The 25,777-nt window shown below is 70.5% G+C and carries 23 protein-coding genes and 1 tRNA gene; 11 read left to right on the forward strand and 13 right to left on the reverse strand.

All coding sequences use genetic code 11. The features are described 5' to 3' along the window. Window positions 1-187 precede the first annotated feature (187 nt). The 3 genes from J8403_RS27170 to J8403_RS43810 all read left to right on the forward strand — a co-directional run bounded on the left by J8403_RS27170 (window position 188) and on the right by J8403_RS43810 (window position 2,458). Complete coding sequence (locus J8403_RS27170) at window positions 188-1,399, forward strand: helix-turn-helix domain-containing protein (protein WP_246586008.1); 1,212 nt, start codon at window positions 188-190, stop codon at window positions 1,397-1,399. Between the two features lie 114 nt (window positions 1,400-1,513). Next, the gene (locus J8403_RS27175) at window positions 1,514-1,990 is read left to right on the forward strand and encodes a hypothetical protein (RefSeq protein WP_211125458.1); all 477 of its coding nucleotides are present in this window, start codon (window positions 1,514-1,516) and stop codon (window positions 1,988-1,990) included. Window positions 1,991-2,284: 294 nt separating this feature from the next. Beyond that, window positions 2,285-2,458: a hypothetical protein gene (locus J8403_RS43810; RefSeq protein WP_343245308.1), complete on the forward strand. Its 174-nt coding sequence runs from the start codon at window positions 2,285-2,287 to the stop codon at window positions 2,456-2,458. A gap of 174 nt (window positions 2,459-2,632) precedes the next feature. On the opposite strand, the gene J8403_RS27185 is transcribed toward J8403_RS43810, so the two are convergent. Together J8403_RS27185 and J8403_RS27190 are read right to left on the reverse strand one after the other, a co-directional pair. Continuing rightward, window positions 2,633-3,235, reverse strand: coding sequence for a DUF4352 domain-containing protein (locus tag J8403_RS27185; protein ID WP_211125459.1), 603 nt, complete (start codon window positions 3,233-3,235; stop codon window positions 2,633-2,635). A 213-nt stretch (window positions 3,236-3,448) separates the two neighbouring features. Beyond that, window positions 3,449-4,198, reverse strand: a complete 750-nt coding sequence (locus J8403_RS27190) for an SDR family NAD(P)-dependent oxidoreductase (protein ID WP_211125460.1) — start codon at window positions 4,196-4,198, stop codon at window positions 3,449-3,451. Between the two features lie 128 nt (window positions 4,199-4,326). Between J8403_RS27190 and J8403_RS27195 the strand changes: the two genes are divergently transcribed. The 3 genes from J8403_RS27195 (at window position 4,327) to J8403_RS27205 (ending at window position 6,334) form a co-directional block, all read left to right on the forward strand. Then, complete coding sequence (locus J8403_RS27195; protein WP_211125461.1) at window positions 4,327-4,761, forward strand: Rrf2 family transcriptional regulator; 435 nt, start codon at window positions 4,327-4,329, stop codon at window positions 4,759-4,761. A 142-nt stretch (window positions 4,762-4,903) separates the two neighbouring features. Beyond that, window positions 4,904-5,455 carry a DUF6879 family protein gene (locus J8403_RS27200; RefSeq protein ID WP_343245309.1) on the forward strand — a complete coding sequence of 184 codons (552 nt, stop codon included), beginning with the start codon at window positions 4,904-4,906 and terminating at the stop codon, window positions 5,453-5,455. A 24-nt stretch (window positions 5,456-5,479) separates the two neighbouring features. Further along, window positions 5,480-6,334: a helix-turn-helix domain-containing protein gene (locus J8403_RS27205; protein WP_211125462.1), complete on the forward strand. Its 855-nt coding sequence runs from the start codon at window positions 5,480-5,482 to the stop codon at window positions 6,332-6,334. A gap of 92 nt (window positions 6,335-6,426) precedes the next feature. Here the strand turns inward: J8403_RS27205 and J8403_RS27210 are convergent. The 4 genes from J8403_RS27210 to J8403_RS27225 form a co-directional block, all read right to left on the reverse strand. Beyond that, window positions 6,427-6,499 (reverse strand) — tRNA-His (locus J8403_RS27210). A 111-nt stretch (window positions 6,500-6,610) separates the two neighbouring features. Continuing rightward, entirely contained in the window at window positions 6,611-7,219 is a 609-nt protein-coding gene (orn, locus tag J8403_RS27215) for an oligoribonuclease (protein WP_059142078.1), read from the reverse strand. A 5-nt stretch (window positions 7,220-7,224) separates the two neighbouring features. After that, on the reverse strand, window positions 7,225-8,547 hold the full coding sequence (locus tag J8403_RS27220; RefSeq protein WP_059142079.1) for a helix-turn-helix domain-containing protein: 1,323 nt from the start codon (window positions 8,545-8,547) through the stop codon (window positions 7,225-7,227). A gap of 497 nt (window positions 8,548-9,044) precedes the next feature. After that, on the reverse strand, window positions 9,045-9,296 hold the full coding sequence (locus J8403_RS27225) for a hypothetical protein (RefSeq protein ID WP_343245310.1): 252 nt from the start codon (window positions 9,294-9,296) through the stop codon (window positions 9,045-9,047). A gap of 621 nt (window positions 9,297-9,917) precedes the next feature. On the opposite strand from J8403_RS27225, the gene J8403_RS27230 reads away from it, so the two are divergent. Continuing rightward, the gene (locus J8403_RS27230; RefSeq protein ID WP_093462001.1) at window positions 9,918-10,439 is read left to right on the forward strand and encodes a universal stress protein; all 522 of its coding nucleotides are present in this window, start codon (window positions 9,918-9,920) and stop codon (window positions 10,437-10,439) included. 657 nt (window positions 10,440-11,096) lie between these two features. Here J8403_RS27230 and glmS read toward each other — a convergent pair. From glmS to J8403_RS27245, 3 genes are all read right to left on the reverse strand, one after another. Further along, on the reverse strand, window positions 11,097-12,929 hold the full coding sequence (gene glmS, locus J8403_RS27235; RefSeq protein WP_211125463.1) for a glutamine--fructose-6-phosphate transaminase (isomerizing): 1,833 nt from the start codon (window positions 12,927-12,929) through the stop codon (window positions 11,097-11,099). A gap of 121 nt (window positions 12,930-13,050) precedes the next feature. Continuing rightward, window positions 13,051-13,326 (reverse strand): hypothetical protein, encoded by a 276-nt coding sequence (locus J8403_RS27240; RefSeq protein ID WP_037953108.1) that lies wholly within the window; start codon window positions 13,324-13,326, stop codon window positions 13,051-13,053. Window positions 13,327-13,482: 156 nt separating this feature from the next. Then, window positions 13,483-14,391 (reverse strand): DUF4429 domain-containing protein, encoded by a 909-nt coding sequence (locus J8403_RS27245; protein ID WP_211125464.1) that lies wholly within the window; start codon window positions 14,389-14,391, stop codon window positions 13,483-13,485. 103 nt (window positions 14,392-14,494) lie between these two features. On the opposite strand from J8403_RS27245, the gene J8403_RS27250 reads away from it, so the two are divergent. Beyond that, window positions 14,495-16,129 (forward strand): beta-N-acetylhexosaminidase, encoded by a 1,635-nt coding sequence (locus J8403_RS27250; protein ID WP_211125465.1) that lies wholly within the window; start codon window positions 14,495-14,497, stop codon window positions 16,127-16,129. A 97-nt stretch (window positions 16,130-16,226) separates the two neighbouring features. Here J8403_RS27250 and J8403_RS27255 read toward each other — a convergent pair whose 3' ends face one another. The 4 genes from J8403_RS27255 to J8403_RS27275 all read right to left on the reverse strand — a co-directional run bounded on the left by J8403_RS27255 (window position 16,227) and on the right by J8403_RS27275 (window position 22,566). Then, entirely contained in the window at window positions 16,227-17,393 is a 1,167-nt protein-coding gene (locus tag J8403_RS27255; protein ID WP_174887363.1) for an acyl-CoA dehydrogenase family protein, read from the reverse strand. A gap of 3 nt (window positions 17,394-17,396) precedes the next feature. Continuing rightward, a complete protein-coding gene (locus tag J8403_RS27260; RefSeq protein WP_211125466.1) occupies window positions 17,397-18,329 on the reverse strand; it encodes a hydroxymethylglutaryl-CoA lyase in 933 nt (310 codons plus the stop codon). Beyond that, window positions 18,329-20,836: an ATP-binding protein gene (locus tag J8403_RS27270; protein ID WP_246586381.1), complete on the reverse strand. Its 2,508-nt coding sequence runs from the start codon at window positions 20,834-20,836 to the stop codon at window positions 18,329-18,331. Before J8403_RS27270 ends, J8403_RS27260 begins: the two co-directional genes overlap by 1 nt. A gap of 77 nt (window positions 20,837-20,913) precedes the next feature. Continuing rightward, window positions 20,914-22,566 (reverse strand): carboxyl transferase domain-containing protein, encoded by a 1,653-nt coding sequence (locus J8403_RS27275; RefSeq protein WP_211125467.1) that lies wholly within the window; start codon window positions 22,564-22,566, stop codon window positions 20,914-20,916. Between the two features lie 93 nt (window positions 22,567-22,659). On the opposite strand from J8403_RS27275, the gene J8403_RS27280 reads away from it, so the two are divergent. The 3 genes from J8403_RS27280 to J8403_RS27290 all read left to right on the forward strand — a co-directional run bounded on the left by J8403_RS27280 (window position 22,660) and on the right by J8403_RS27290 (window position 25,683). Next, entirely contained in the window at window positions 22,660-23,325 is a 666-nt protein-coding gene (locus J8403_RS27280) for an SACE_7040 family transcriptional regulator (RefSeq protein ID WP_211125468.1), read from the forward strand. Window positions 23,326-23,575: 250 nt separating this feature from the next. Then, window positions 23,576-24,733, forward strand: a complete 1,158-nt coding sequence (locus J8403_RS27285) for an acyl-CoA dehydrogenase family protein (protein ID WP_211125469.1) — start codon at window positions 23,576-23,578, stop codon at window positions 24,731-24,733. Window positions 24,734-24,792: 59 nt separating this feature from the next. Beyond that, a complete protein-coding gene (locus tag J8403_RS27290; RefSeq protein ID WP_211125470.1) occupies window positions 24,793-25,683 on the forward strand; it encodes an acyl-CoA thioesterase in 891 nt (296 codons plus the stop codon). Window positions 25,684-25,777 lie beyond the last annotated feature (94 nt).

Genomic DNA, 25,777 nt, shown 5'->3' on the forward strand with positions numbered 1-25,777 from the left:
GACTGAAGCGTGAGACATGCTGTCTGTACCAAACGTGACCCGTCCTGTGCATACGGTTATGCGTTGTGCGCATGCGCTTGGCGGAATCACTTCGCGGCGAGGTACCAAGGTGTCGGGGGGAACCAGAGCAATGAACCGGTCGACTCAAGCGGTACGAGACGCATCGCGCAGCGGTGACTACGGGCGTGTGGTCAAGCTCGTCCGGGTCGATGCGCGGCTCTCCCAGAAGCAGTTGGGGCAGGCGTGTGGCTTGAGCCAGTCCGCGATCTCGCGACTGGAGGCGCACGGCGCCGCGACCTACAACATGACCCTCTTGGCGAGGGTGGCCACCCACCTGAACATCCCATTGCGGCTGGTCGGCCTCGCCGATCAACCCGCGGTCCAGACCGCCGATGTGGACGGATCAGACGTGGAAAGGCGCACCTTCCTTCACGGGTCGGCGGCGATAGTCGCTGCTCCGATACTCACCCCGGCCTCCATGGCGCACCGTCATCAAGGCGGCGACGGAGGCCAGGCAGCCAGCCTCAGGCTCGCCACGACGGCGTTCCGGCGTCTCGACGGCACAACGCCGTCCAGACAGCTTCAGGAGCCCGTACTCGCCCACCTTCGCCTCGCACAGACCATCGCCAGCGAGGCTGACAACCAGGAGGCCAGGTATCGCCTTGCCGCGGTCGGGAGCGAGGTCGCGAGCTTGGCCGGATGGCTGGCCTGGGACATGGGTGACTACGGTTCCGCCAGGACCTGGTACGGGAACGCCATCAAGGCGGCCCGCAGCTCCGGAGACCGCCTCCTGGCCGCCTATCAACTCGGCTCCCTCGCCCAGTTCGAGGCTCATGCCGGCAATGCCGTGCAAAGCCTGAACCTCCTCAACCAGGTCCGTAGCCGGCTCGAAGAACGACCCATCGCCACGGCCACCGCGTGGCTGAGCGCCTCCGAGACCCTGGCGCATGCCGTAGCGGGTGATGCCCGGATGTCGGACCGGGCCCTGGCCCAGGCAGCCAAGGCTGCCGAGCAGGTGTCCACCGAGGACCCCGCGCCCTGGCCTTGGATGTTCACGTTCAACGGCGCCAAGGTCGCGGCCATGCGCTTGACCTGCGGAGCGCGACTCGGGCTCCCTGAATGGGTCAGGGCAGCCCAGGACGAGGCGGGCGAGGCCATGACCTCCGGACATGAGAAGCAGCGGGCCCTGATCATGCTCGATCTCGCCTCCGCTCACCTGGTCTCGGGGCGGTTCGACGGAGCATTCTCCCTGGCGACCAGGGCATTGGAGACGGGCGTGCGCTATCGATCCGGACGGATCGTGGAGCGGTCCCGCGCGTTGCGCCGATCCTTCACCTCGGCCAACAAGCCACAAGTGGTCAGGGAGTTCGACGAGCGCTTGCACGGAATCTATCTGTGAGCAGTGAGCAGTGAGCAGTGAGCAGTGAGCAGTGAGCAGTGAGCAGTGAGCAGTGAGCAGTGAGCAGTGAGCAGTGAGCAGTGAGCAGTGAGCAGTGAGCGGAAGGATGAGGCTATGCGACTGGGGATCACCGGGCACCGGGGGCTGCCCAAGGACAGCGGGAACCTGGTTCGTACCGCTCTCGCGGTAGTGGTCCGGAAGTACGGCAGCGATGATCTGGTCGGGGTCTCGTGCATCGCGGACGGTCCGGACTCCTGGTTCGCCGAGTTCGTTCTGGACCACAGAGGGCAGATCGAAGTGGTGATCCCGGCAGACGAGTACCGCGCCGGCCTTCCCACCTGGCACCACCCCGCCTATGACGCCCTGCTCATGCGCGCTTCCGAGACCCATTCGACCGGTCTCAAGGAGTCCACCTCGGAGGCTCACCAAGCGGCCAGTGAGATCCTCGTGGGTGTGGTGGACAAGCTGATCGCCGTCTGGGACGGACAACCCGCTCGCGGATACGGCGGCACTGCGGACGTCGTGTCCTATGCGGAGAGGACAGGTGTACCCGTGGAGAGGGTCTGGCCAGCGGGCGCGACACGGGACTGACGTGAACGCACGGGGTCCGTGGGGCCCAGGGACGACGGGGGACGTGCAGCCGCCCACCGGTGACTGACTGCGCCCCGCGGGAAGTCACCGCACGCCGGTCGGTGTTTCCATCGCGCTCTGTTGCCTGCCGGGCCCGCTTCGTAGCGTCGTCAGTACGGTCGCATGCACCAGCGCGATCCCTGGCCGAATGCGCTCACTTCTCGGTGACTTCTACCGCGACTTGATCACTCTCGCCCCCGACGCGGGCGTCGCCCGAGAGTGGGGAGACCGCTACCGAACCGAATGGAGCCGATCTTGAGTGCCGCTGGTCTGGACGCCCGCCATTTCACCCACGCGGATTTCCCGGAGATCCGCCAGACGCTGATCGACGTACACGCCGGGGCCTATGCGGACGCGATGGACGACGAGTTCAACCAGCGCTTCTCCTGGTTCGTGGACCACTGGGGCGGCAACCCGGAGTTCTCCTGAGTGATCGCGTTCGACGGCGACAAGGCAGTGGGCTTCGCGTACGGCGCCCCGTCCGCGGACTCTCCGCTCTTCGCCGTGATGCTCGCGGAGCTTCCGCTGCCGAGCTGACGCCGGACACGCCGAAGCGCCCTCTCACCTGCGGCCAGGTGAGAGGGCGCTTCGGCGTGATGGGGGCTAGCCGATCTTCCACTGGCCGGTCTCGTCGGCGAAGCCACTGTTCATCGTGAATTGCAGCGTGGCGACCTTCGACGTCTTGGGCACCTCGATGACGATCCAGCCGAGTGCCTTGTCGCCTGCGGGGAGTTTGAGGTCGGATGTCATCTGTGGCCCGGCCGTGATGTCGCCGAACGTGGCGTCGAACCGCTGGCCTTCACTGTCAGCGGCCTGGACGCAGTTGGACGGACTGTCGCTGTAGACGGTGGTGCCGGTGTTGGTGAGCTGAAGTTGAACAGCGACCCAGCGCTTGCCGGACCCGGGCGCGGTGAACTCGTCGGCGCTCTTGGCGGGGTCCAGCCACTTCTTCACGGTGACGTCGAGCTTGTCGCCGTCGTTCTGGCCCGAGAGGGTGAGCGTGTCGCCGACGCGGGCGTCTTGGGCCTGCTCGGGTTCGTCTGTTGCGGCCGGTGTCCGCGCGGGGTCTGCGGCCTCGCTGGTGGTTGCGGCCGGCGAGGAGGACTGAACCTTGGGGCTGGTGCTGATCTTGCTGCCCTCGTTGCCGCATGCGGTGAGCGGCAGGCAGAGGATGGCGGCGGTGAGTGCGATGGCGCGAGTGCGCATGGTTCCCCCCTGAGTGCGTGCTGATGCGCTGTGTGTGGGGGGATGAGCACTGTATCGGTCGTCTGGCCTGGTGTGGAGGGATACGGCGGGACATGTCGCCGCCAGCCGGTGTCGACGGGGCGGGTCGCCCGAGCACTGCCAGGAGCGCGGGCCGTCGGCGGTGCGCGCCCCGAAGGCGCGATGTCCTTCGGGGCGCGCTGCAGGGGTTCGGGTTCAGGCGTTGTAGCCACCGTGGGCGTCCAGCACCGCGCCCGTGACGTACGACGCGGCGGGGCTCGCCAGAAAGGCGATCGCCGCGGCGATTTCCTCGGGGCGACCCAGGCGTTGCAGGGACAGCGAGCTGACCAGGGTCTTGAGGGTCTCGGGGTCCGGCGCGTCCATGCCGCCGTCCATCAGTCCGGCCTCCACGACGTTGGCCGTGATGTCCCGGGGCCCGAGGTCTCGTGCGGCCCCCATGGTGTACCTCTCGATCCCTGCCTTGGTCGCCGAGTAGTCGGCAGCTCCCGGGACACCGACCCGGGAGCCCAGTCCGGAACTCACCGTGACGATGCGGCCGCCCGCGCGCAGCACTCGGGAGGCGGCCCGGATGACGGCGATCACACCGAGGTAGTTGGTGGCGTGCATCCGGTCCAGCGCGGCGGTGTCGGCGTCAGGGTCGTCCACCGTGCCGGCCGCGGAGATCGCCGCATTGTTGACGAGGATGTCCAGGCCGCCGAAATGCGCGACCACGTCGTCGATCAGCGCCGGCGCCCGACTCGTGTCCGCCTGGTCGGACTTGAAGGCGACGGCGTTCGCTCCCTTGCCGCGCACCTCGTCGACGACAGCCTGCGCCTGCTTCTCGGAGCTGACATAGGTGAAGGCGACGTCGGCGCCCTGCTCGGCCAGCAGTCGTACGGTCGCGGCTCCCAGTCCGCGCGATCCCCCGGTGACCAGGGCGACCTTGCCCGTGAGTGGCTTGCTCATTCTTCTCACCTCGTTGATTGACGCTTCCCGACAGTCGCAACATTAATTGTTACGACAGCCTGTTGCAACCTTCACTGTTACGACTGGGCTGTCGTAACATAAAGCGTTGCGGCCGAGAGGAGGGGTTCATGAGTGCCAACAGCAGGTTGACCATCGCCGCCCATGCGCTGGCCTGGATCGGTCTCTACCAGCGCCAGGGCCATGAGGTCGCCACCTCCGAACAGATCGCGACCAGCGCGAACACCAACCCCGTGGTGATCAGACGGCTGCTCGGCGAGCTGCGCAGGGCCGGGCTCGTGGAGTCCCGGCGGGGCGTGGGCGCGGGCTGGTCGCTGGCGCGCGAGCTGGAGTCGATGACCCTGCTCGACGTGTACGAGGCAGTGGAACCCGGACCGCTGTTCGGGATGCACCGCACCACCCCGGACCAGGGATGCGTGGTGGGTTACGGCATCCAGCCGGCGATGCAGGGCGTCTACGAGGGCATCGAGGAGACCCTGAGGCGCGAGCTGGCCCGCGTCACGCTCGCGAACGTACTCCGGGACGTACTCGCGGCACCTCGCTAGCCTTCCCGTGACGCCCTGACATCACCAAGATCCCCATCCATGCTGATCCAGTACGCCGAGGAAAGCGGTGTGGGTCCCGGCCGTGTGAGCCGCCTCGATACGCCATGGGGGCGACACCCGGCGGGGCTTGATGCGGTCGTCAGTGCATCGGGCACGGCATGGTCGGGCGGATGCGGTTCGCGCTGCACGCGACCACCTGGACCGAGGCGAATCGAGTACCTCGCAGATACCAGCCGCCTACGACATCCCCACCCCAGAAGAGGCGGTCTTCCGCAGCCGCAGACCAAGCTGCCTGACGGCCGATGACCCGGCAGACCGGGCCTCCTGGTGGCGGCCGTGGCTGGACCTGATCCAGGACACCGTTGCCCGCGGCGTCGTGGTGCGCCGCGCCCGGATCGTGTCGGAGCCAGTCAGCGAATACATCCGCTTCGAGCATTCCGGCACCTTCACCAACATCGCGGCAGGCGAACAGGTGCGTTGGCTTCCACGGCGCCGCGCGTCCGACATCGCCCTGCCCGGCAATGACTTCTGGCTCTTCGACAGCCGCATCATCCGGTGGAACCACTTCACTGGCGACGGCGGATCGGCGGGCCAGGACGTCTCAGACGATCCCGCCGCCGCCAAACTGTGCGCCGCCGCATTTGACGAGGTATGGGCCGCGGCCATCCCGCACGAGCAGTACGAGCTCCACTAGTAGAAAGCATCGGTAAGCCAGCTCATGCCTGTCTCCCCATCCTCGTCTGCCCAGGACGCTCGCGAGGCTGTCGCTGGACGACTGCGCGACCTCCGCAAAGAGGCAGGACTGACGATCACCGAGCTGGCAAACCGGTGCGGCTGGCACCACTCCAAGACGTCCCGTATCGAGAACGCGATCACCGGCCCCACGGCCAAGGACATCCGCCAGTGGTGCGCTGCCATCGGTGCACAGTCGCAGGTGCAGGACATCATCGTGCAATCGGTGAACGCCGAGTCGATGTACACGGAGTGGCGTCACCAGATCCGCAGGGGCCTTACGGGGCTACAGGAGAACACCGGCAAGCTCTTCCGCACCACGAGCCATTTCCGCGTGTACTCGTCCACGCTCGTCCCTGGTCTACTGCAGACCGAGGGCTATGCGGTCAGCGTTCTCGGGGCGGCAGCCCGTTTCCGTGAACTCCCTGTTGACGACAGCACCGAAGCCGCGCGTGCCCGGGTCGACCGCTCGCGAGTTATCCACGACCCTGGCCGCCGCTTTGCCCTGCTCATCGAAGAGTCCGTTCTGCATTGCCAGATCGCCGACATCGATGCGATGGCAGCCCAGCTCGGCTACCTCCTCACTGCTGGCGCGATCCCCACAGTGTCCCTGGGCATTATCCCGGCAGCCGCGCGCCTGCGTTGCCAGTGGCCACGCGAGACCTTTCACGTGTATGACGACAAGCTGGTGTCCATGGAGCTGGTGTCCGCCAGGGTACGGATCACCCAGCCCTCGGAGGTCGCGCTGTATCTGAAGGCGTTCGAGGAGCTGCGCGGCATGGCCGTGTACGGGGGCGAGGCGAGGGCGTTGATCCTGAAGGCCATCGAGGCCCTGAACTGACTCCGGGCGCGGCCGTGGGGAGATCGGCCGCAGGGAGATACGAGAAAGAGGCCGCTGTCCCACTTACACAGGTCAGCGGCCTCTTCGCAGAGGGTGAGTAACGGGACTCGAACCCGCGACATCCTGGACCACAACCAGGTGCTCTACCAGCTGAGCTATACCCACCACGACCGGCGCTTTCCGCACCGGCCGAGAAAAAGTGTACAGGGTCCGAAGGGGTGCTCGCTCCCGGCTTTCGGGGTGTCGGGAGCGAGCACCGGGTCGGGCCGGCCCGGGTCAGGTCTGGCGGGCGGGCAGGACGTGCTTGGCCGCGATGGTCTTCGCCGTGTCCGAGTCCGGGCCGGGCGCGGGGACGAAGACCGCTTCACGGTAGTAGCGCAGCTCGGCGATGGACTCGTGGATGTCCGCGAGCGCGCGGTGGTTGCCGTTCTTCTTGGGGCTGTTGAAGTAGGCCCGCGGATACCAGCGGCGGGCCAGCTCCTTGATCGAGGAGACGTCGACGATCCGGTAGTGGAGGTAGCTCTCGAGCGTCGGCATGTCCCGGAGGAGGAAGCCCCGGTCGGTGCCGACCGAGTTTCCGCACAGCGGGGCCTTGCCGGCCTCGGGGACGTGCTCGCGGATGTAGGCCAGGACCTGGTCCTGGGCATCCTCGAGCGTGGTCCCGCCCTCGAGCTCGGCGAGCAGGCCGGAGGTGGTGTGCATCTCGCGCACCACCTCGGGCATGGTGACCAGCGCTTCCGCGGGGGGGCGGACAACGATGTCCACTCCCTCGCCCTGGATGTTGAGCTCGGAGTCCGTGACCAGCGCGGCCACCTCGATAAGCGCGTCGTTCGCCAGCGAGAGCCCGGTCATCTCGCAGTCGATCCACACCATGCGATCGTTCATACGTCTCACCCTACGGGGCGTTCCCGCTGGCCGGGCAGGGACGGACGGCCCGGAGCGCGGCCGGCGGCCTGTTCGGGCAGACGTGGGGCGTAGGCGTCCGACTCCGGTTTGCCAGGGTCCGGATGCGGAGCGTGATGGTGGTGCGGTGGATGCCCCGAGTGACCGGTGGGACCGCCGGGCGCGCCCTGTCGCCGCAGCGGCAGGGAGTGGTCGCCCGAGCGGGGTTCGATCACCTCGGCGCGGTCGGGCCGGTCGGCCCGCTCCAGCCGCTCCAGGCGGTCGGGGCGGTCCGTGCGCTCCGCCGGCCCGCCCTGGGGCCTGCGGGCGCGGTACGCGGCCCGGTAGGCGGCCGGGGAGGACCCCAGCTGCCGCCGGAAGTGCCCGCGCAGCGCGACCGGCGAACGGAAGCCGCAGCGGCCGGCGACCTCGTCGACCGAGTAGTCGGAGGTCTCCAGGAGCCGCTGCGCCTGCAGTACCCGCTGGGTGATCAGCCACTGCAGTGGAGCGCTCCCAGTGAGCGAGCGGAACCTGCGGTCGAAGGTTCTGCGGCTCATATAGGCGCGCGCCGCCAGGGCCTCGACGTCGAACTGCTCATGCAGATGCTCGAGCGCCCACGCCACCACCTCGGCGAGCGGATCCGCCCCGATCTCCTCTGGTAACGACCTGTCCAGATAGCGCTCCTGCCCTCCGCTGCGGCGTGGCGGGACGACCAGGCGCCGGGCGAGGGCGCCTGCGGCGTCCGCGCCGTGGTCGGTGCGCACGATGTGCAGGCATAGATCGATCCCGGCGGCGGTGCCCGCCGAGGTCAGTACGTCACCGTCGTCGACGAAGAGCTCGCGGGGGTCCACATGGACCGACGGGTAGCGCTTGGCGAGTGTCGGTGCGTACATCCAGTGGGTGGTCGCCGGGCGGCCGTCCAGCAGCCCGGCGGCGGCCAGTACGAAGGCCCCGGTGCACAGGCCCACGATCCGCGCGCCCTCCTCGTGCGCGCGGCGCAGCGCGTCGAGCGCGGCGGCCGGTGGCGGCTGGGTTATCGACCGCCAGGCCGGTACGACGACGGTGCCGGCCCGGGAGAGTGCCTCCAGGCCGTATGGTGCGGTCAGTTCCAGTCCGCCAGTCGTTCGCAGTGGCACATCTTCGCCCGCGCACACCAGCAATCGGTACCGAGGGACTCCGGCGTCCTGCCGGTCGATACCGAAGACGGAGAGCGGGATGGAGCTTTCGAAGATGGGGCCGCCGCTGAACAGCAGCACCGCGACGATTTCTCGTCGCCGGCGTCCGGAGAGCTTGCGCGAGGTCTCCGGTACGGTCGTGGAGTCCTGGCTCATGGCACTAAGCCCCCCTCGGTGGTCGCGTCCTCTCGGTCCTGCACGTTTCCCCTCGGTCCTGAACGGTTCCCCCGCCGGTCATGGCCAAGATCGAATCTACTGTGTCGCGTGTGGTCGCCGTGACCAGTTCACCACCCGCCACTATGTCGACATGGGAACTTGGCGCGAAGCATTCGATCACGAAGCGTTGCACTCGTAGCCCTCGCTGTGAAGTACGCCTTGTGCGGACACCCACTTCCCGTAGGGGGTACGTGCCCCGCGGACCCCTTTCCACGCTGGCCGGACGGGTGTTGAGCACGGCGTTTGCCAAGGGAAGAAGTGTGGCCCGAAGTTGGCTTAAAACAAGCGGGCGCATGCGTACGGATGCGTCATGCGACCGGCGTACGGCCGGCTCGTACATCCTCGGGGCTCGAGCGACGCTCCAGCGCCGCTCCATCAGCGCTGAGTGTGCGGAGCGCTACGGACCGCGTTCCCGGCGTCGGGGTCCTCGCGCGTCCTCAGACGCGGCGGCCGCCCCGGTGCGCGCCGATGCCCGTACGGCCGTGGCGGCCCCGGTGCGGGCTGGCGCCGTCCGCGTCCAGCCGGGCCGCGGTGCGTTCGGAATGGCGCAGCAGCGCGCGGCTGGCGGCGGTCACGGCGGCGAGGCCCGCACCGGCCCCCAGGGCGCCGCCGAAGGGTAATCCGCACATGAGCAGGACGATGGGGACCACGGCGCAGCTGAAGGCCGCCCAGCGGATCACCTCGCTCACCGCGTCGCTAGCGGTGGGCTGGACCGGGGCTCGAGCGGGGCTTGGAATATGGGGCCGTCCGGGTGTCCCGGCCGTGTCGCCGGGGATGCCGCCGGGGGCGTCGTACTCGCGGGCGACGGACACGGGCAAGGCTCCTCTCGAGCGGCCGGCGAGATGTCGGCAGGGCGCTCCGCGCGGGGGTGGGGAGGGGCGGCGGGCCGGGGATCCGGGCAGGTGAGCGGGGCGGGCCGGGGCCGCCGTACCGGCTGCCGCTACTACAACGCCCGGCCCGCCCCCAGGTCACTGCCGGGCCGCCGGGCGGCGTGCCACGGCGGTCCGGACGGGCCGGGTGACGGGCCGGGGACCGGGCGTGGCGGGGACCACTTGGGGCATTGCGTTACGGGCCGCCCTCCGGCATGCTCCGGGGAACGCTTCGGGCGGCTCCGCTCCCGTGGCTGCCTCTGGGCAGGTGGTGAATGCCGCCGTACCCTTGGGGGTAAGGGCTTGGAAAGATGAATCCCGGACGGATTTCGACCCCTCGAGATCGTCCCCGAGCTCCAGCGGAGCTCAAGTCCCCCGACGACCCCCAACCTGAGCCCCCGCCGATCCCTCCGCACGAGGACATCCTTCGCCGAGACACCGATGGCCGGTCACGAAATCCCCGAACCCGCGGACCGCAAGCGGGTCGCCGATCACATGGCGACCCCCGAAGCGGCGGAAGAAACACGTCATTCCTGCGATCCAGCGTTCCAGCACGGTGTTGTGGTGGGATTCGACGGCTCCACGTCGAGCGAACGCGCTCTCGCCTACGCCATCGGCATGGCCCGGCGCTCAGGCTCAGGGCTGATCATCGTCCACGTGGCCAACCGGCTGCCGACGACGGTGTGGGCGGGCTGTGAGCCGCCGGTCTTCGTCGATGTCCCCGATCACCGCACCGAAGTGCTGGGGCTCGAGTTGGCCTGCGCCGATCATCTCTCCGAGGTGCCCTGGATCCTCGTCGAACGAGGCGGGGACATCTGTCATGAGCTGGAGGAGGTCGGCCGGGAGTACGCGGCCGACGCCATTGTGGTGGGCTCCACGCACGGGCTGGTGGGGCGGATCTTCGGCTCGGTCGCGGGGCGGCTCGCCCGGCGGGCGCAGCGGCCCGTCATCGTCATCCCCTGAGCGCCGGCTGGGCGTCGACTGACGCCCGCCGGGCATTCCCTTGTTCTCACCTGACGTCCGCCGGGCATTCGCTGGGCGTCTCCTGTCGTCCGCCGGGCATCCTCTGGGTGTCCGCTGGGCATCTCCTGAGTGTCACCGGGTGTCTTCTGGCGCCTCAGAGTGCTCCAGGCGCTCCAGGCGCTCAACAGGCCCCCGAGCGCCCCTGAGCGGCTTCTGCGGGCCTTCCCGGCCCCTCGAGGTCCTCGAGGTCCCTCAAGTCCCCGCGCCCTTGCGCGCCGTGGCTCCGGCGCCCGTTCGTCAAGCGCGGTTGTTCAGCCCAAAACCTCTGCCGTCGGCATGCCTTGGCCCAGACGCCCGGAACCGGACACCCTCAACTCCCCTTGACCGCAGGTGAGATGGCGTCAAGTTCATCTTGACAACGGACAAACCTACCCGCGCGTAGAGGTGGATTGTGCGTTTGTGAGGGGTACAAAACGTTCGATCGTGCCGACGCGCGGGAAGTGACGGTTCCCGCGCGTCGGCCAGCCGCCGGCGTAAAGGGCGACGCCGGCGAAGGGGAGGCGGCCCCCGCGTGCGTGGTGGCACACGCGGGGGACCGCCAAGGGGCTCGCGGAGCGATTCGCGGAGGATTCGCCCAGGTCGCGCGGGGGTGCGGGGCTACTCGACCGTCACCGACTTGGCGAGGTTGCGGGGCTTGTCGATGTCCCGGCCGAGCGCCAGCGCCGTGTGATAGGCGAGGAGTTGGAGCGGGATGCCCATGAGGATCGGGTCGAGTTCCACCTCGTTGCGGGGTACCACGATCGTGTGGTCCGCCTTCTCCTGCTCCCGGTGGGCGACGGCCAGGATCCGGCCGCTGCGGGCCTTGATCTCCTCCAGCGTCGCGCGGTTCTTCTCCAGCAGGTCGTCATCCGGCAGGACCGCCACGGTCGGCACCTCGGGCTCGATCAGCGCCAGCGGCCCGTGCTTGAGCTCGGAGGCCGGGTACGCCTCGGCGTGGACGTAGGAGACCTCCTTCAGCTTCAGGGACGCCTCGCGCGCCACCGGGTAGCCACGGACCCGCCCGACGAACATCATGCTCTTTGCGTTCGCATATTCCGCGGCGAGCTTTTTGATCTCTTCCTCGCCGCGCAGCACCTCGGCGATCTGCTCGGGCAGCTTGCGCAGCCCGGCGATGATCCGCTTGCCGTCGGCGACCGAGAGATCGCGGATCCGGCCCAGGTGGAGGGCGAGCAGCGCGAAGGCGACGGCGGTGTTGGTGAAGCACTTGGTGGAGACGACGCACACCTCCGGGCCCGCGTGGACGTACACCCCGCCGTCGGTCTCCCGGGCGATGGCGCTGCCCACGACGTTGACGACGCCCAGCACCCGGGCGCCCTTGCGCTTGAGCTCCTGGACGGCCGCCAGCGTGTCGTAGGTCTCGCCGGACTGGCTGACCGCGATGTAGAGGGTGTCCGGGTCCACGACCGGGTTGCGGTAGCGGAACTCGCTCGCGGGCTCCGCGTCCGCCGGGATCCGGGCCAGCTCCTCGATCAGCTGGGCCCCGATCAGGCCCGTGTGGTACGCCGAACCACAGCCGAGGATCTTGACCCGGCGCACCCCGCGCGCCTCGCGGGCGTCCAGGTTGAGCCCGCCCAGCCGGACGGTGGAGAAGCGGTCGTCGATCCGGCCGCGCAGCACCCGGTCCACGGCGTCGACCTGCTCGTGGATCTCCTTGTGCATATAGGTGTCGTGGCCGCCCATGTCGTACGACTCGGCCTCCCACTCCACGGTGGTGGGGGAGGGGGCGGTGCGGCTGCCCTCGGTGGTGTAGGTGCGGTAGTCGTCGGCCTTGAGGGTGGCCATCTCGCCGTCGTCCAGGGTGACCACCTGGCGGGTGTGGCTGACCAGCGCGGCGACGTCGGAGGCGACGAACATCTCCTTCTCGCCGATGCCCAGCACCACCGGCGAGCCGTTGCGGGCGACGACGATGCGGTCCGGGAAGTCGGCGTGCAGCACGGCGATGCCGTAGGTGCCCTCGACCATCGAGAGCGCGTGGCGGACCTTCTCCTCCAGGGTGGGCGCCTGGGAGCGGCCGATGAGATGGGCGAGCGCCTCGGAGTCGGTGTCGGAGGCCAGCTCGACGCCGTCGGCGGCCAGCTTGGCGCGCAGATCGGCGGCGTTGTCGATGATGCCGTTGTGGACGACGGCGACCTTGCCGTCCGCGTCCAGATGCGGATGCGCGTTGGTGTCATTGGGCGCGCCATGGGTGGCCCAGCGGGTGTGGGCGATTCCGGTGGTGCCCGCGAACCGCTTGGGAAGCCTGGCCTCCAGCTCGCGGACCCGGCCCTTGGCCTTGGCGGTCTTCAGCCCGGCGCTCTGGGCGCCCTTGGCGGGCTTGCCCTGGATGGCGATGCCCGCGGAGTCATAGCCGCGGTACTCCAGGCGCTGCAGCCCCTCCAGCAGCAGCTGTGCCACATCGCGCTTGCCGATGTATCCGACGATTCCGCACATGGTGTTCAGGCCCTCCCATTGATCGCTCGTACATGCTCGTGCTCGTGTCCGGCGGTGGCGGCCGCCATCGTGGACCGGTGCCGTGTCCGATGCCGTGGACCGGCGCCGTGGACCGGCGCCGTCAGCCGTAGACGATGCGGCGCAGCTGGCGCAGCGAGAGTTCGGGCGGAGCCACCGCGCGGTACGGCAGCTCGGCCGTGATCCGCTCGAAGATGTCCGCGTTGGTCAGCCCACCGGACTGCAGTTCGCGGTGGCGGCGCCGGACGAACTCCTCCGTCGTCTCGTCGAAGTACGCCAGTACGTCCAGCACCACCCGGCCCGCCTCGCCGCGGCTGAGCGGCGTACTGCGAACCAGGTGGTCGATCAGGTCATCGTGGGACATACGGCGGTCGAGCATCCGTTGATACTGCGATGCAGCGCGGTGTTTCGCAACATTCCTGCCCGATATCGGGCAAGGGTGGGCCTCAGTGACGGAAAAATGGGGCTCGATGACGGAAAAAAAGGGGGCTCGGTGACGGGAAAACCGTGCCTCAGGGGCCGGGAAAGCCGTGCCTCAGGGGCCGGAAAAGCGGCGGAGCACGGCCTGTTTGGCGGTGGTGAACTCCGCCTCGGTGAGGGTCCCGCTCTGGTGAAGATCGCCGAGTTCGCGCAGCCGTCGCAGCAGAACGTCGTGATCCACGTCACCCTCGTCGCCCCCGGTGGGCGGGGTGTCCGCGGGCGGTTCGGGGGCGGGCGGCCGGGCGGGGAGCGACTTCGCCGGGGCGCCCGGATGCGGCATCCGCGCGACGACGGCCGCCGCGACCAGCGCCATCAGCGGATCCTTCTTGAAGCCGTACAGCACCACGGCATGCGGGTCGTACTTGGGCGCCGCCGTGGCCGTGGCCTTCGCCACGACGAAGCGGAGGTAGCCGTTCTCCAGCCCGGCCGCCGGGACCCACTCCACCAGCTCCAGGTCCGGCAGGAGGATCGTGCGGGGGCCGCCGGACTTCTTCGACTCCTCGGTCTTCCAGTTCCAGTCCAGCCGGATCCGCTCACCGTCGAACGAGGCCGTGGCGTCGCCCGCCGAGGCCGAGACGGGCACCGAGGGGCCGGGCAGCACATAGCGGTCGCAGGGACCGGACGGCACCTGATCCAGGGCCAGGCCCTGGCGGACCTCGTCGACCAGATACTCGGCGAGATCCCTGCGCTCCGGTTCCACCGAGAGCTGATACGGATCGGCGGCGTCCGGCAGCTTGCCGCCGGTGGTCTGCAGCAGCGGGTCCGCCCCCTCGCGCAGCCGCAGCCGCAGTCGGCCCGACTTGCGCCCCGGCTCATAGGCGACACCGGCCAAGGCCACTAGGGGGACGGTCAGTTCGCCGAGCGCCTGCCGTACGGCGTGCACGCTGCGGTCCCGCCCCGGGACGATCCGGATCGCTTCCCCGTCAAAGCTCCAGGCGCCATCGCGCTGGGTGATTTCCGCCATGCGGGGAATTCTGACAGGCCCACAGCGACACATTGGTCTACACCTTGACCGCAACTGGGCGTCGCGGTACCCAAGATGCCACGTTGCGTTGAAGGGACTCCCTGTGAGACGACGTCGTGCCCGACTTCTGTGTTCCCTCCTGCTGACCGTGGTGGCCGGAGCGGGGACCGCGGCCTCCTCCGCCTCCGCCGCTCCGGCTTCCTCCTCTTCCTCGGCCCTGGACGCCGCGGCCGCCCCCACCCCCCTGGACCGGGTCGTGCCCGCGCCCGCGTCCGTACGGCCCGCGGCGGGCTCGTACGCGATCCGCTCCGGCACCCCCATCCGGGTCTCCGGCTCCGACGGCTCGGCGCGCTCGGGGCGCCGGGTGGCCGACTACCTCGCGACGGTGCTGCGCCCCGCCACCGGCTACCGGCTGCCCGTCACCGCGCGGGCGGGCGGCGACGGCATCCGGCTGCGGCTGACGCCCAAGGCCGCCGCGGTGTCGAAGCTGGGCGCGGAGGGATACCGGCTGGAGGTGACCGGCCGCGGGATCACCGTCACCGCGCGCGCCTCCGCGGGGCTGTTCCACGGCGTCCAGACGCTGCGGCAGCTGCTGCCCGCGTCCATCGAGCGCACCCACCGGCAGACGGGCCCCTGGCGGATCGCGGCCGGCACCATCACCGATGAGCCGCGCTATGCCTGGCGGGGCGCGATGCTCGATGTCTCCCGGCACTTCTTCGGCGTGGACCAGGTCAAGCGCTATATCGACCAGCTGGCCCTCTACAAGATCAACATGCTGCATCTGCATCTCTCGGACGACCAGGGGTGGCGGATCGCGATCGACTCCTGGCCGCGGCTGGCCACGCACGGCGGCTCCACCCAGGTCGGCGGCGGCCCCGGCGGCTACTACACCAAGGACGACTACCGCGAGATCGTGAGCTACGCGGCCAGCCGTGAGCTGACCGTCGTCCCCGAGATCGACATGCCGGGCCACACCAACGCGGCGCTCGCCTCCTACGCGGAGCTCAACTGCGACGGCGTCGCCCCGCCGCTCTACACCGGCACCGAGGTCGGTTTCAGCTCGCTGTGCGTGCCGAAGGACGTGACGTACGACTTCGTGGACGACGTCATCCGCGAGCTCGCCGCGCTCACCCCCGGCCCCTACCTCCACATCGGCGGGGACGAGGCCCACTCCACCAGCCATGAGGACTATGTGGCCTTCATGGACCGGGTGCAGCCGGTGGTCGCCAAGTACGGCAAGACGGCGATCGGCTGGCATCAGCTGACCGGTGCGCATCCCGCGAAGGGCGCGATCGCCCAGTACTGGGGGACGGACGGGAGCGAGAAGGAGGTCGCGGACGCGGCCAAGGCGGGCACCCAGCTGATCCTCTCACCGGCCAACCGGGCCTATCTGGACATGAAGTACGACGCCAACACGCCGCTGGGGCAGAACTGGGCCGGGTACGTCGAGGCCAAGCAGTCCTACGACTGGGACCCGGGCACCTACATCAAGGACGCCCCGGCGTCCTCGGTGCTCGGTGTCGAGGCGCCGCTGTGGACGGAGACCCTCGAGACCAGCGCGCACATCGAGTACATGGCCTTCCCCCGCCTCCCCGGCATCGCCGAACTCGGCTGGTCGCCCGCGAGCGCACATGACTGGGAGAGCTACCGGGTGCGGGTGGCGGCACAGGGCCCCCGCTGGGACGCCATGGGCATCACCTACTACCACTCCCCGCAGATCCCCTGGCCCACGAGCTGAGCCTCTTCCGGCACGGCCGTGATGCCGGCCGGTGCCGGTGCCGGTGCCGGGAAGTGGGTCCCGGGGGCGCTGTCCCCGGGACCCACTCCGTGGTGGCTCAGCTCGCGAAGCCCAGCTCCCGCGCGATCAGCATCCGCTGGACCTCGCTGGTGCCCTCGCCGATCTCCAGGATCTTGGAGTCGCGCCACATCCGGGCCACCGGATACTCGTTCATAAAGCCGTAGCCACCGTGGATCTGGGTGGCCTCACGGGCGTTGTCCACCGCGATCTCGGAGGAGTAGAGCTTCGCGATCGACGCCTCCTTCTTGAACGGCTCGCCGAGGACGAGGCGGGAGGCCGCGTCCCGCCAGGCCACCCGGGCCATATGGGCGCGCATCTCCATATCGGCCAGCTTGAACTGGATGGCCTGGTTGGCGCCGATGGGGCGGCCGAACGCCTCGCGGGTCCTGGCGTACGCCACCGACTCGTCCACACAGCCCTGGGCGAGCCCGGTGGCCAGGGCGGAGATCGCGATCCGGCCCTCGTCCAGTATCCGCAGGAACTGGGCGTAGCCCCGGGCCTCGGCGCCCAGCAGATTCGCGGCCGGGACCCGGCAGTCGGCGAAGGACAGCTCGCGGGTGTCCGACGCGTTCCACCCCACCTTGGAGTAGGGGGCGGCCACGGTGAAGCCGGGGGTGCCGGACGGCACGATGATCGAGGAGATCTCGGGGCGGCCGTCCTCCTTGCGGCCGGTGACGGCGGTGACGGTGACCAGCGCGGTGATGTCCGTACCGGAGTTGGTGATGAAGCACTTGGTGCCGTTGATCACCCACTCGCCGGTGGCCTCGTCCAGCCGGGCCGTGGTGCGGGTGGCGCCCGCGTCCGAGCCGCCGCCGGGCTCGGTCAGGCCGAACGCGCCCAGGGTCTCCCCGGAGCAGAGCCCCGGCAGCCAAGTGCGCTTCTGCTCCTCGGTGCCATAGAGGAAGATCGGCATCGCGCCGAGCGAGACGCCCGCCTCCAGGGTGATCGCCACCGAGGAGTCCACCCGGGCCAGCTCCTCCAGGGCGAGGCAGAGCGCGAAGTAGTCCCCGCCCATACCGCCGTACTCCTCCGGGAAGGGCAGGCCGAACAGGCCCATCCGGCCCATCTCGCGGACGATCTCGTACGGGAACTCATGGTGCTCCCAGTACTCCCCGATCTTGGGGGCGACCACATCATGCGCGAACGCCTCGACGGTGCGGCGCAGTTCCTCGTGTTCGGGCGAGAGTCGGTGGTCGATCGGCATGGCTCAGGTCTCCTTCTGGGAGAGGGCGCGGACGGTGCGGGACGGGCTGGGCCGGCCCAGATGCCGGGCCATCCACACGCTGGTGGCGGTGAGACGGCCGATGTCGACCCCGGTCTCGATGCCGAGGCCGTCGAGCATCCACACGAGGTCTTCGGTGGCGAGATTGCCGGTGGCGCTCTTGGCGTAGGGGCAGCCGCCGAGGCCACCGGCGGAGGCGTCGACGGTGGTCACGCCGTGCTCGAGCGCGGCGAGGGTGTTGGCCAGTGCCTGGCCGTAGGTGTCGTGGAAGTGCACGGCCAGCCGGTCGTTGGTGACGCCCGCCTCGTTGAGCGTGGCCAGCAGCTCCCGCACATGGCCGGGGGTGGCCACGCCGATGGTGTCGCCGAGGCTGATCTCGTCGCATCCCATGTCCAGCAGGCGGCGGCTGACCGAGACGGTCTGGGAGATCGGGACCTGACCCTCCCACGGGTCGCCGAAGCACATCGACAGATAGCCGCGCACGGCCACGCCCGCGTCCTCGGCCTTGGCGACGACCGGCTCGAACATCTCCAGCGCGCCGGCCACCGTGCGGTTGAGATTGGCCTTGGCGAAGGACTCCGTGGCGCTGGCGAAGACGGCGATCTCGCGCGCGCCCAGCGCGAGGGCGCGGTCGAGCCCGCGCTCATTGGGCACGAGCACGGGGAGCCGGGCGGCCACGTCGTCGATCAGCGGCATCAGCTCCTCGGCGTCCGCCAGCTGGGGCACCCACTTGGGATGGACGAAGCTGGTGGCCTCGATGGTGTCGAGACCGGCCTCGGCGAGCCGCCGGATGAACTCGGCCTTGAGGGCCACCGGGACCAGCGCCTTCTCGTTCTGCAGCCCGTCCCGCGGGCCCACCTCATGGATCCGGACCCGGGTGGGCAGCCCGGGGGCCGGGACGGTCATGGGGAGGGTCATCACTCACGCTCCTCGCTCTCGTGCGGGGTGACGACGGCCAGCAGCTGGTCCATGGCGACCGTGCTGCCGGGGGTCACATCGAGCTCGGTGACGGTGCCGTCGTGCGGGGCGGAGATGAGGTGCTCCATCTTCATCGCCTCGACCACCAGCAGGCCCTGACCCGCGGTGACCTCGTCGCCGACGGCCGCCTTCACGACGGTGACGGTGCCGGGCATGGGCGCGGTCAGCTCCCCGGCGTGGGCGGCGGAGGCGCCTCCGCGCAGCGCCTCCTCCACGGGGTCGTGCCCGACCACGCGCCAGGTGTCGCCGTCCCGCCCCAGCCAGTGGCTCGCGCCGTGCGCGGCATGGCGGAAGCGGTGGGTGACGCCGCCGAGGTCCAGCAGCACGGTGCCCTCGTCGAGGGCGATGAGCCGTGCCCGCACCGTGACGCCCGCGTCGGCGGTGGGGCGCCATGCGGCGTCCGCCGCCGCGCTGGCCGGAGCGGTGGTGGTGCCGGCGCCCGCGTCTGCGGGGGCCGGAGTGGTGGTGCCCGCGTCCGTGTCGGCCGCCGGGCGCGGGTCCGCCACGCGCGGGGCCGTGCCCGCTGCCGCGTGCGCCCCGCCGGGGCGGCGGTCCGCTGCCGGGTGGTGGGCGGCGGCCCGCTCGTCCGCCTCTGCTTCCGGGATGCGCGCACTGGCGCCGGTGACGGTGGAATTGGGGCTGGTCCGGGTGACCAGGGCCGCCGCGCCGCCCTCGCTCGCGCCCATGGGCTGGGCGGCCTCGGCCGCCGCACCCTGCGGCTCGCCGGTCCAGCCGGTGGCGGGGGCCGCCGGGGCGCCGCCGTCCTGGTGCTCGATGCGCACCTCCGCGTCGTGGGCGCGGCCGCGGACGCGGACCGTCACCGGGGGGTGGCCCGCCACGCGGAGGCGGTGGACCGTCCAGGCGGGTGCGCCGCCGAGGCGCCAGCCGGTGGGCACCGAGAACGGATCGACCCAAACGTCCGGGGCCGGGCCGCCGGGGCCGGAGCCGCCGGGCTCCGGGCGCCCAACGGATCCGCCACCACGCGGAGCGGCGGGCTCCAGCGCCGCCTGGCGCAGCAAGGCCGCCGCCGCGTAGATCTCCTCCGGTATGGCCGGCGGGATCAGCGAGGCCGCCGCGCGGTCGACCAGGCCCGTGTCGAGCTCGCCCGAGGTGACCGAGGGGTGGGCGGCCAGCCGGCGCAGGAAGCCGGTGTTGGTGTCCACACCCAGGACGGTCAGCGAGCCGAGGGCGGCGCGCAGCCGGCGCAGGGCGGTGGGGCGGTCGGGGCCGTGGGCGATGACCTTGGCGAGCATCGGGTCGTAGACCGTGCCGACCTCGGTGCCCGCGCTCAGCCCGGAGTCGACCCGCACCCCCTCGCCCTCCGGCTCGTCCAGCGCCAGCACGGTGCCGGCGGACGGCAGGAAGTCCACCCGGCCGTCGGCCGCCGCGCGGGCGGTCTCGGCGCAGATACGGGCCTCCACCGCGTGGCCGCTGAAGCCGATCTCGTCCTGCCCGAACGGCAGCGGCTCGCCCGCCGCGACCCGCAGCTGCCACTCCACCAGGTCCAGCCCGGCCTGCCCGCCGACCGAGGCCGTCAGCTCGGTGACCGGATGCTCCACCTGGAGGCGGGTGTTCATCTCCATGAAGCAGTACGCGGACGGATCGTCGCCCGGCACGATGAACTCGACCGTGCCCGCGCCCACATAGCCGCACGACCGCGCCGCCGCCACCGCGGCCTCGCCCATCCGGGCCCGGGTGGCCTCGTCCAGCAGCGGACTGGGCGCCTCCTCGATGATCTTCTGATGGCGGCGCTGCAACGAGCACTCGCGCTCCCCGAGGTGCACGACGTGCCCCTGGCCGTCCGCCAGCACCTGGATCTCGATATGCCGGGGCCGGTCGATCCAGCGCTCCACCAGCAGCGTGTCATCGCCGAACGCTCCGCGCGCCTCGCGCCGGGCGGCCGCGATCTCGTCGGCCAGCAGCGCCTCGTCGCGGACCAGCCGCATGCCCTTGCCGCCGCCGCCCGCCGAGGGCTTCAGCAGCACCGGCATCCCGATCTCCCGGGCGGCGGCGGTGAGCTGGTCGTCCGTCAGCCCGCTGCCCGAGGAGCCCGGCACCACCGGCACCCCGGCCGTGTGCACGGTCTCCTTGGCGCGGATCTTGTCGCCCATCAGCTCGATGGCTTCGGCGGGCGGCCCGATGAAGGCCAGGCCCGCGTCGGCGCAGGCGCGGGCGAACGCCCCGTTCTCCGCGAGGAAGCCGTAGCCGGGGTGGACGGCCTGGGCGCCGGTGCGCGCCGCGGCGTCCAGCAGCCGCTCGATGGACAGATAGCTCTCCGCGGCGGGGGCGGGGCCGATCCGCACCGCCGTGTCCGCCTCGCGCACATGGCGGGCGTCGGCGTCCGCGTCGCTGTAGACGGCGACCGAGCGCACGCCCAGCCGCCGCAGGGTGCGGATGACGCGCACGGCGATCTCACCGCGGTTGGCCACCAGCACGGTGTCGAACATCGCGGGCGACGGGCTCGCCGCACGCCGACCACTCGCCGAGCTCATCGGGCTCTTCGGACTCATCTGGTGCATCCCCCTCACATCCGGAAGACGCCGTAGCCGGGCGCCGCGGGCTCGGTGGCCGTACGGCCGGGCAGCGGTGCGTTGGCGCAGGCCGTAAGGGCGAGGCCGAGCACCGTGCGGGTCTCCAGGGGGTCGATCACGCCGTCGTCCCACAGCCGGGCGGTGGCGTAATACGCGTTTCCCTGCGCCTCGTACTGCTCGCGGACCGGGGCCCGGAACGTCTCCTCCTCCTCGGCGCTCCACTCCTCCCCGCGCGCCTCCATCTGGTCGCGCTTGACGGTGGCGAGCACGGAGGCGGCCTGCTCACCGCCCATCACGGAGATCTTGGCGTTGGGCCACATCCACAGGAAGCGCGGCGAATAGGCGCGGCCGCACATCGAGTAATTGCCCGCGCCGTAGGAACCGCCGATCACGACCGTCAGCTTGGGGACGCGGGTGCAGGCCACGGCGGTGACCATCTTGGCGCCGTGCTTGGCGATACCGCCCGCCTCATAGCTGCGGCCCACCATGAATCCCGAGATGTTCTGCAGGAAGACCAGGGGGATGCCGCGCTGGTCGCACAGCTCGATGAAATGGGCGCCCTTCTGGGCCGATTCGGAGAACAGGATGCCGTTGTTGGCGACGATGCCCACCGGGTGGCCCATGATCCGCGCGAAGCCCGTGACCAGCGTGGTGCCGAACTCGGACTTGAACTCGGCGAACCGCGAGCCGTCCACCAGCCGCGCGATGACCTCCCGCACGTCGTACGGCGTGCGGGAGTCGACCGGCACCGCCCCGTAGAGCCCCGCCGGGTCGACCGCGGGCTCCTGGGAGGGCTCCAGCGCCCACGGCGGCGACCCCTGGCGCATCGCGGACGGCGGCAGGGTGGCGACGATGGAGCGGACGATCCGCAGCGCGTGGGCGTCGTCCTCCGCCAGATGGTCGGTCACGCCCGAGACCCGGGAGTGGACCTCCCCGCCGCCCAGCTCCTCCGCCGAGACGACCTCACCGGTGGCCGCCTTCACCAGCGGCGGCCCGCCCAGGAAGATCGTGCCCTGCCCGCGCACGATCACGGCCTCGTCGCTCATCGCCGGGACATACGCCCCGCCCGCCGTGCAGGACCCCATCACCGCGGCGACCTGCGGGATCCCGGAGCCGGACAGCCGCGCCTGGTTGTAGAAGATCCTCCCGAAGTGGTCGCGGTCGGGGAAGACCTCGTCCTGCATGGGGAGGAAGGCACCGCCGGAGTCGACCAGATAGACGCACGGCAGGTGGTTCTCCAGCGCGACCTCCTGGGCGCGCAGATGCTTCTTCACCGTCATCGGGTAGTACGTGCCGCCCTTGACGGTGGCGTCATTGGCGACCACGACCACCTCACGGCCGGACACCCGGCCGATCCCGGCGATCACCCCCGCCGCCGGGGCCTGGCCCTCGTACATCCCCTCGGCGGCGAGCGGGGCCAGCTCCAGGAACGGGGAGCCCGGATCCAGCAGTGTGTCCACCCGGTCGCGCGGCAGCAGCTTGCCGCGCGCGGTGTGCCGCGCCCGCGCCCTCTCCCCGCCGCCCAGCCGCGCCACGGCCAGCTTCTCGCGCAGCCGCGCGGCCAGCTCGCGGTGCGCTGCCTCATTGGCCTTCCAGGCGTCGGACGCCGGGTCGGCGCCGCTGTGCAGCGCCGGTGCCTGCTCCATGGCTGCGAGCCCCCTCGCTCGGTACCGTTAGTGAACGTTAACTAGTTACCACCAGGTTAACGACCACTAACCCGGCTGTCTAGAATCGATTTCATGAGCACGCAAGCAGCCGCCCCGACCCGCCGCGAGCAGATCCTCAGGGAGGCCGCCCGCCTCTTCGCCGAGCGCGGCTTCCATGGGGTCGGCGTCGATGAGATAGGCGCCGCGGTCGGCATCAGCGGCCCCGGTCTCTACCGCCACTTCCCCGGCAAGGAGGCGATGCTCGCCGAGCTGCTGGTCGGCATCAGCGGCCGGCTGCTGACGGGTGGCAAGCGGCGCACCGCCGAGGGGGAGGGGGCCGGGCTCGCCCCCGCCGAGGTGCTGGACTCGCTGATCGAGGGCCATATCGACTTCGCCCTCGACGACCGCCCGCTGATCATCCTCCACGACCGCGAGCTGGACCGGCTGCGGGACACCGACCGCAAGCTGGTGCGCTCGCTCCAGCGGCAGTACGTGGAGCTGTGGGTCGAGGTGGTGCGCGAGGTCTACCCCCGGCTCGCGGAGGCCGAGGCCCGCGCGTGTGTCCACGCCGTCTTCGGACTGCTCAACTCCACGCCCCACCTCGGCCGCCCCGGCGCCCTCCCGGGGCGCGCGGCCACCGCCGCCCTGCTGCACCGGCTGGCCCTCGGCGCGTTCGGCGGTGCCCACGGTGCGGACGGCCGGGCGAGTGAGCCGAAGGGGCGCGCCGCTGTCGACAAGGAGAGCGCGCGCAGGTCCTGAGGCTGTGATCGATATGCGGCTGCCGCCGCGTGGAGGACCGAGCGCGGTCGAGTCGTCGACAGCGGCTGAGGCGCCCCGGAGGCGAACCGAGCCCCCTGAGAGGGGGGCTGGACAGTCCTGGTGACTCGCGGGTAGCTTTCACTGAGCAAGCGCTTAGGTGAGTGTCGCCAAGCTACCAGTTGAGGAATCACGACGGCGGTCGGCCGGTCCGCGCAGCGGCGGCGGCTCAGCCGTAAGGAGGGCCGCGCCAATGCGCCGCACGGTGTTCAACGAGGACCACGAGGCGTTCCGGGAGACCATCCGCGACTTCATCGCGGCCGAGGTCGTGCCGTACTACGACCAGTGGCGGGAGGCCGGCCAGGCCCCGCGCGACTTCTACAAGAAGCTCGGCGAGCTGGGTGTCTTCGGCATCGAGGTGCCCGAGGAGTACGGCGGGGCGGGCGAGACCAGCTTCAAGTTCAACGCCGTCATCACCGAGGAGACCGCCCGCGCCGGGGTCAGCTTCGGCGGCAGCAGCGTCCACACCGCGCTGTGCCTGCCGTACCTCCTCAAGTACGCCAGCGAGGAGCAGAAGCGGCGCTGGCTGCCCTCCTTCGTCACCGGCGACCTGATGACCGCCATCGCCATGACCGAGCCCGGCACCGGCTCCGACCTGGCGGGCATGAAGACCACCGCCAAGCTCTCCGAGGACGGCACCCACTACGTCCTCAACGGCGCCAAGACGTTCATCACCGGCGGCGTCCTGGCCGACCGGGTGCTGGTCTGCGCCCGCACCGCCCCGGCCACCCCCGAGGACCGCCGCGGCGGCATCTCCATCCTCGTGGTCGACACCAAGAGCGAGGGCTACGCGGTCGGCCGCAAGCTGGAGAAGCTGGGCCTGAAGACCTCCGACACCGCCGAGCTCTCCTTCACCGACGTCAAGGTGCCGGTGGAGGACCTGCTGGGCGAGGAGGGCAAGGCGTTCGGCTACCTCACCCACAATCTGCCGCAGGAGCGCCTGGGCATCGCCGTCGGGGCGTACGCACAGGCCGCGGCGGCCGTCCGGTTCGCCACCGAGTACGTCCGGGACCGCACCGTCTTCGGTCAGGCGGTCGCGTCGTTCCAGAACACCAAGTTCGTGCTCGCCGACTGCCAGTCCGAGGTGGACGCGATGCAGGCGGTCGTGGACCGGGCCCTGGACGCGCATGACGCCGGTGAGCTGACCGCCGCCGACGCCGCCTCCGCCAAGCTCTTCACCACCGAGCGCGCCGCCGTCGTCATCGACAAGTGCCTGCAGCTCCACGGCGGTTACGGCTACATGATGGAGTACCCCATAGCCCGGCTGTACGCGGACACCCGCGTCAACCGGATCTACGGCGGCACCAGCGAGGTCATGCGGTCCATCGTCGCCAAGTCGATGGGGCTGTGACGACCGTCATGAGCGGCGGCAACAGGACCGCAATCCAGGTCTGCAAGACTGCTTGAACCATGAATGACGCACTTCAGAGCCTTCTCGATCTGCTCGATCTCGAGCAGATCGAGGAGGACATCTTCCGTGGCACCAGCGACGCCGCCCCCCTCGTACCGCGGGTCTTCGGCGGTCAGGTCGCCGCCCAGGCCCTGGTCGCCGCGGGCCGCACCGTTCCCGAGGACCGCTCGGCGCATTCGCTGCACGCGTACTTCCTGCGGCCCGGCGACCCCGGGGCGCCCATCGTCTACACCGTCGACCGGATCCGGGACGGCCACTCCTTCACCACCCGCCGGGTGGTCGCCGTCCAGCACGGGCAGCCGATCTTCCATCTCTCGGCCTCCTTCCAGCTCTACGAGGACGGCCTCGAGCACCAGGAGCCGATGCCGGACGTACCGGACCCGCTCACCCTGCCCACCGCCGATGAGCTGCTGCCCCGCTATGAGCACCTCTTCGCTCCCGGGGTGACCCAGCGGATGCTCCAGGCGCGGGCCTCGATCGATCTGCGGTACGTGGACGAGCCGCCCTTCGGCAGCGTCGGACGGCCGCGCGAACCCAAGTCGCAGGTTTGGTTCCGGACCAACGGCAAACTGGACGGCGTCGCCGACCACCCCCTGCTCCACGTCTGCCTGGCGACCTATGTGTCCGATATGACGCTGCTGGACTCCATCCTGCTCGCCCATGGGCGCGGCGGCTGGGCGGTCGGCGACATCGTCGGGGCCAGCCTGGATCACGCCATGTGGTTCCACCGGCCGTTCCGGGTGGACGACTGGCTGCTGTACGACCAGGAGAGCCCCTCGGCGTCCGGCGGGCGCGGTCTGGCCAAGGGCCGTATCTTCACCGCCGACGGGCGGCTGGCCGTCTCGGTGATCCAGGAGGGGGTCATGCGGGTGCCGCGCGCGAAGAAGTGAGCGCGGCGGGCGGCGGGGCCGCCCGGGCTCGTCGGTAGTCCGCGGGGACGGCCGGAATCCGCCGTCCGCCGGGCGCGAGCGGGGCAGCCAGGGC

Origin of the sequence: Streptomyces yatensis, assembly GCF_018069625.1 — a bacterium.
Classification (GTDB): Bacteria; Actinomycetota; Actinomycetes; order Streptomycetales; family Streptomycetaceae; genus Streptomyces; species Streptomyces yatensis.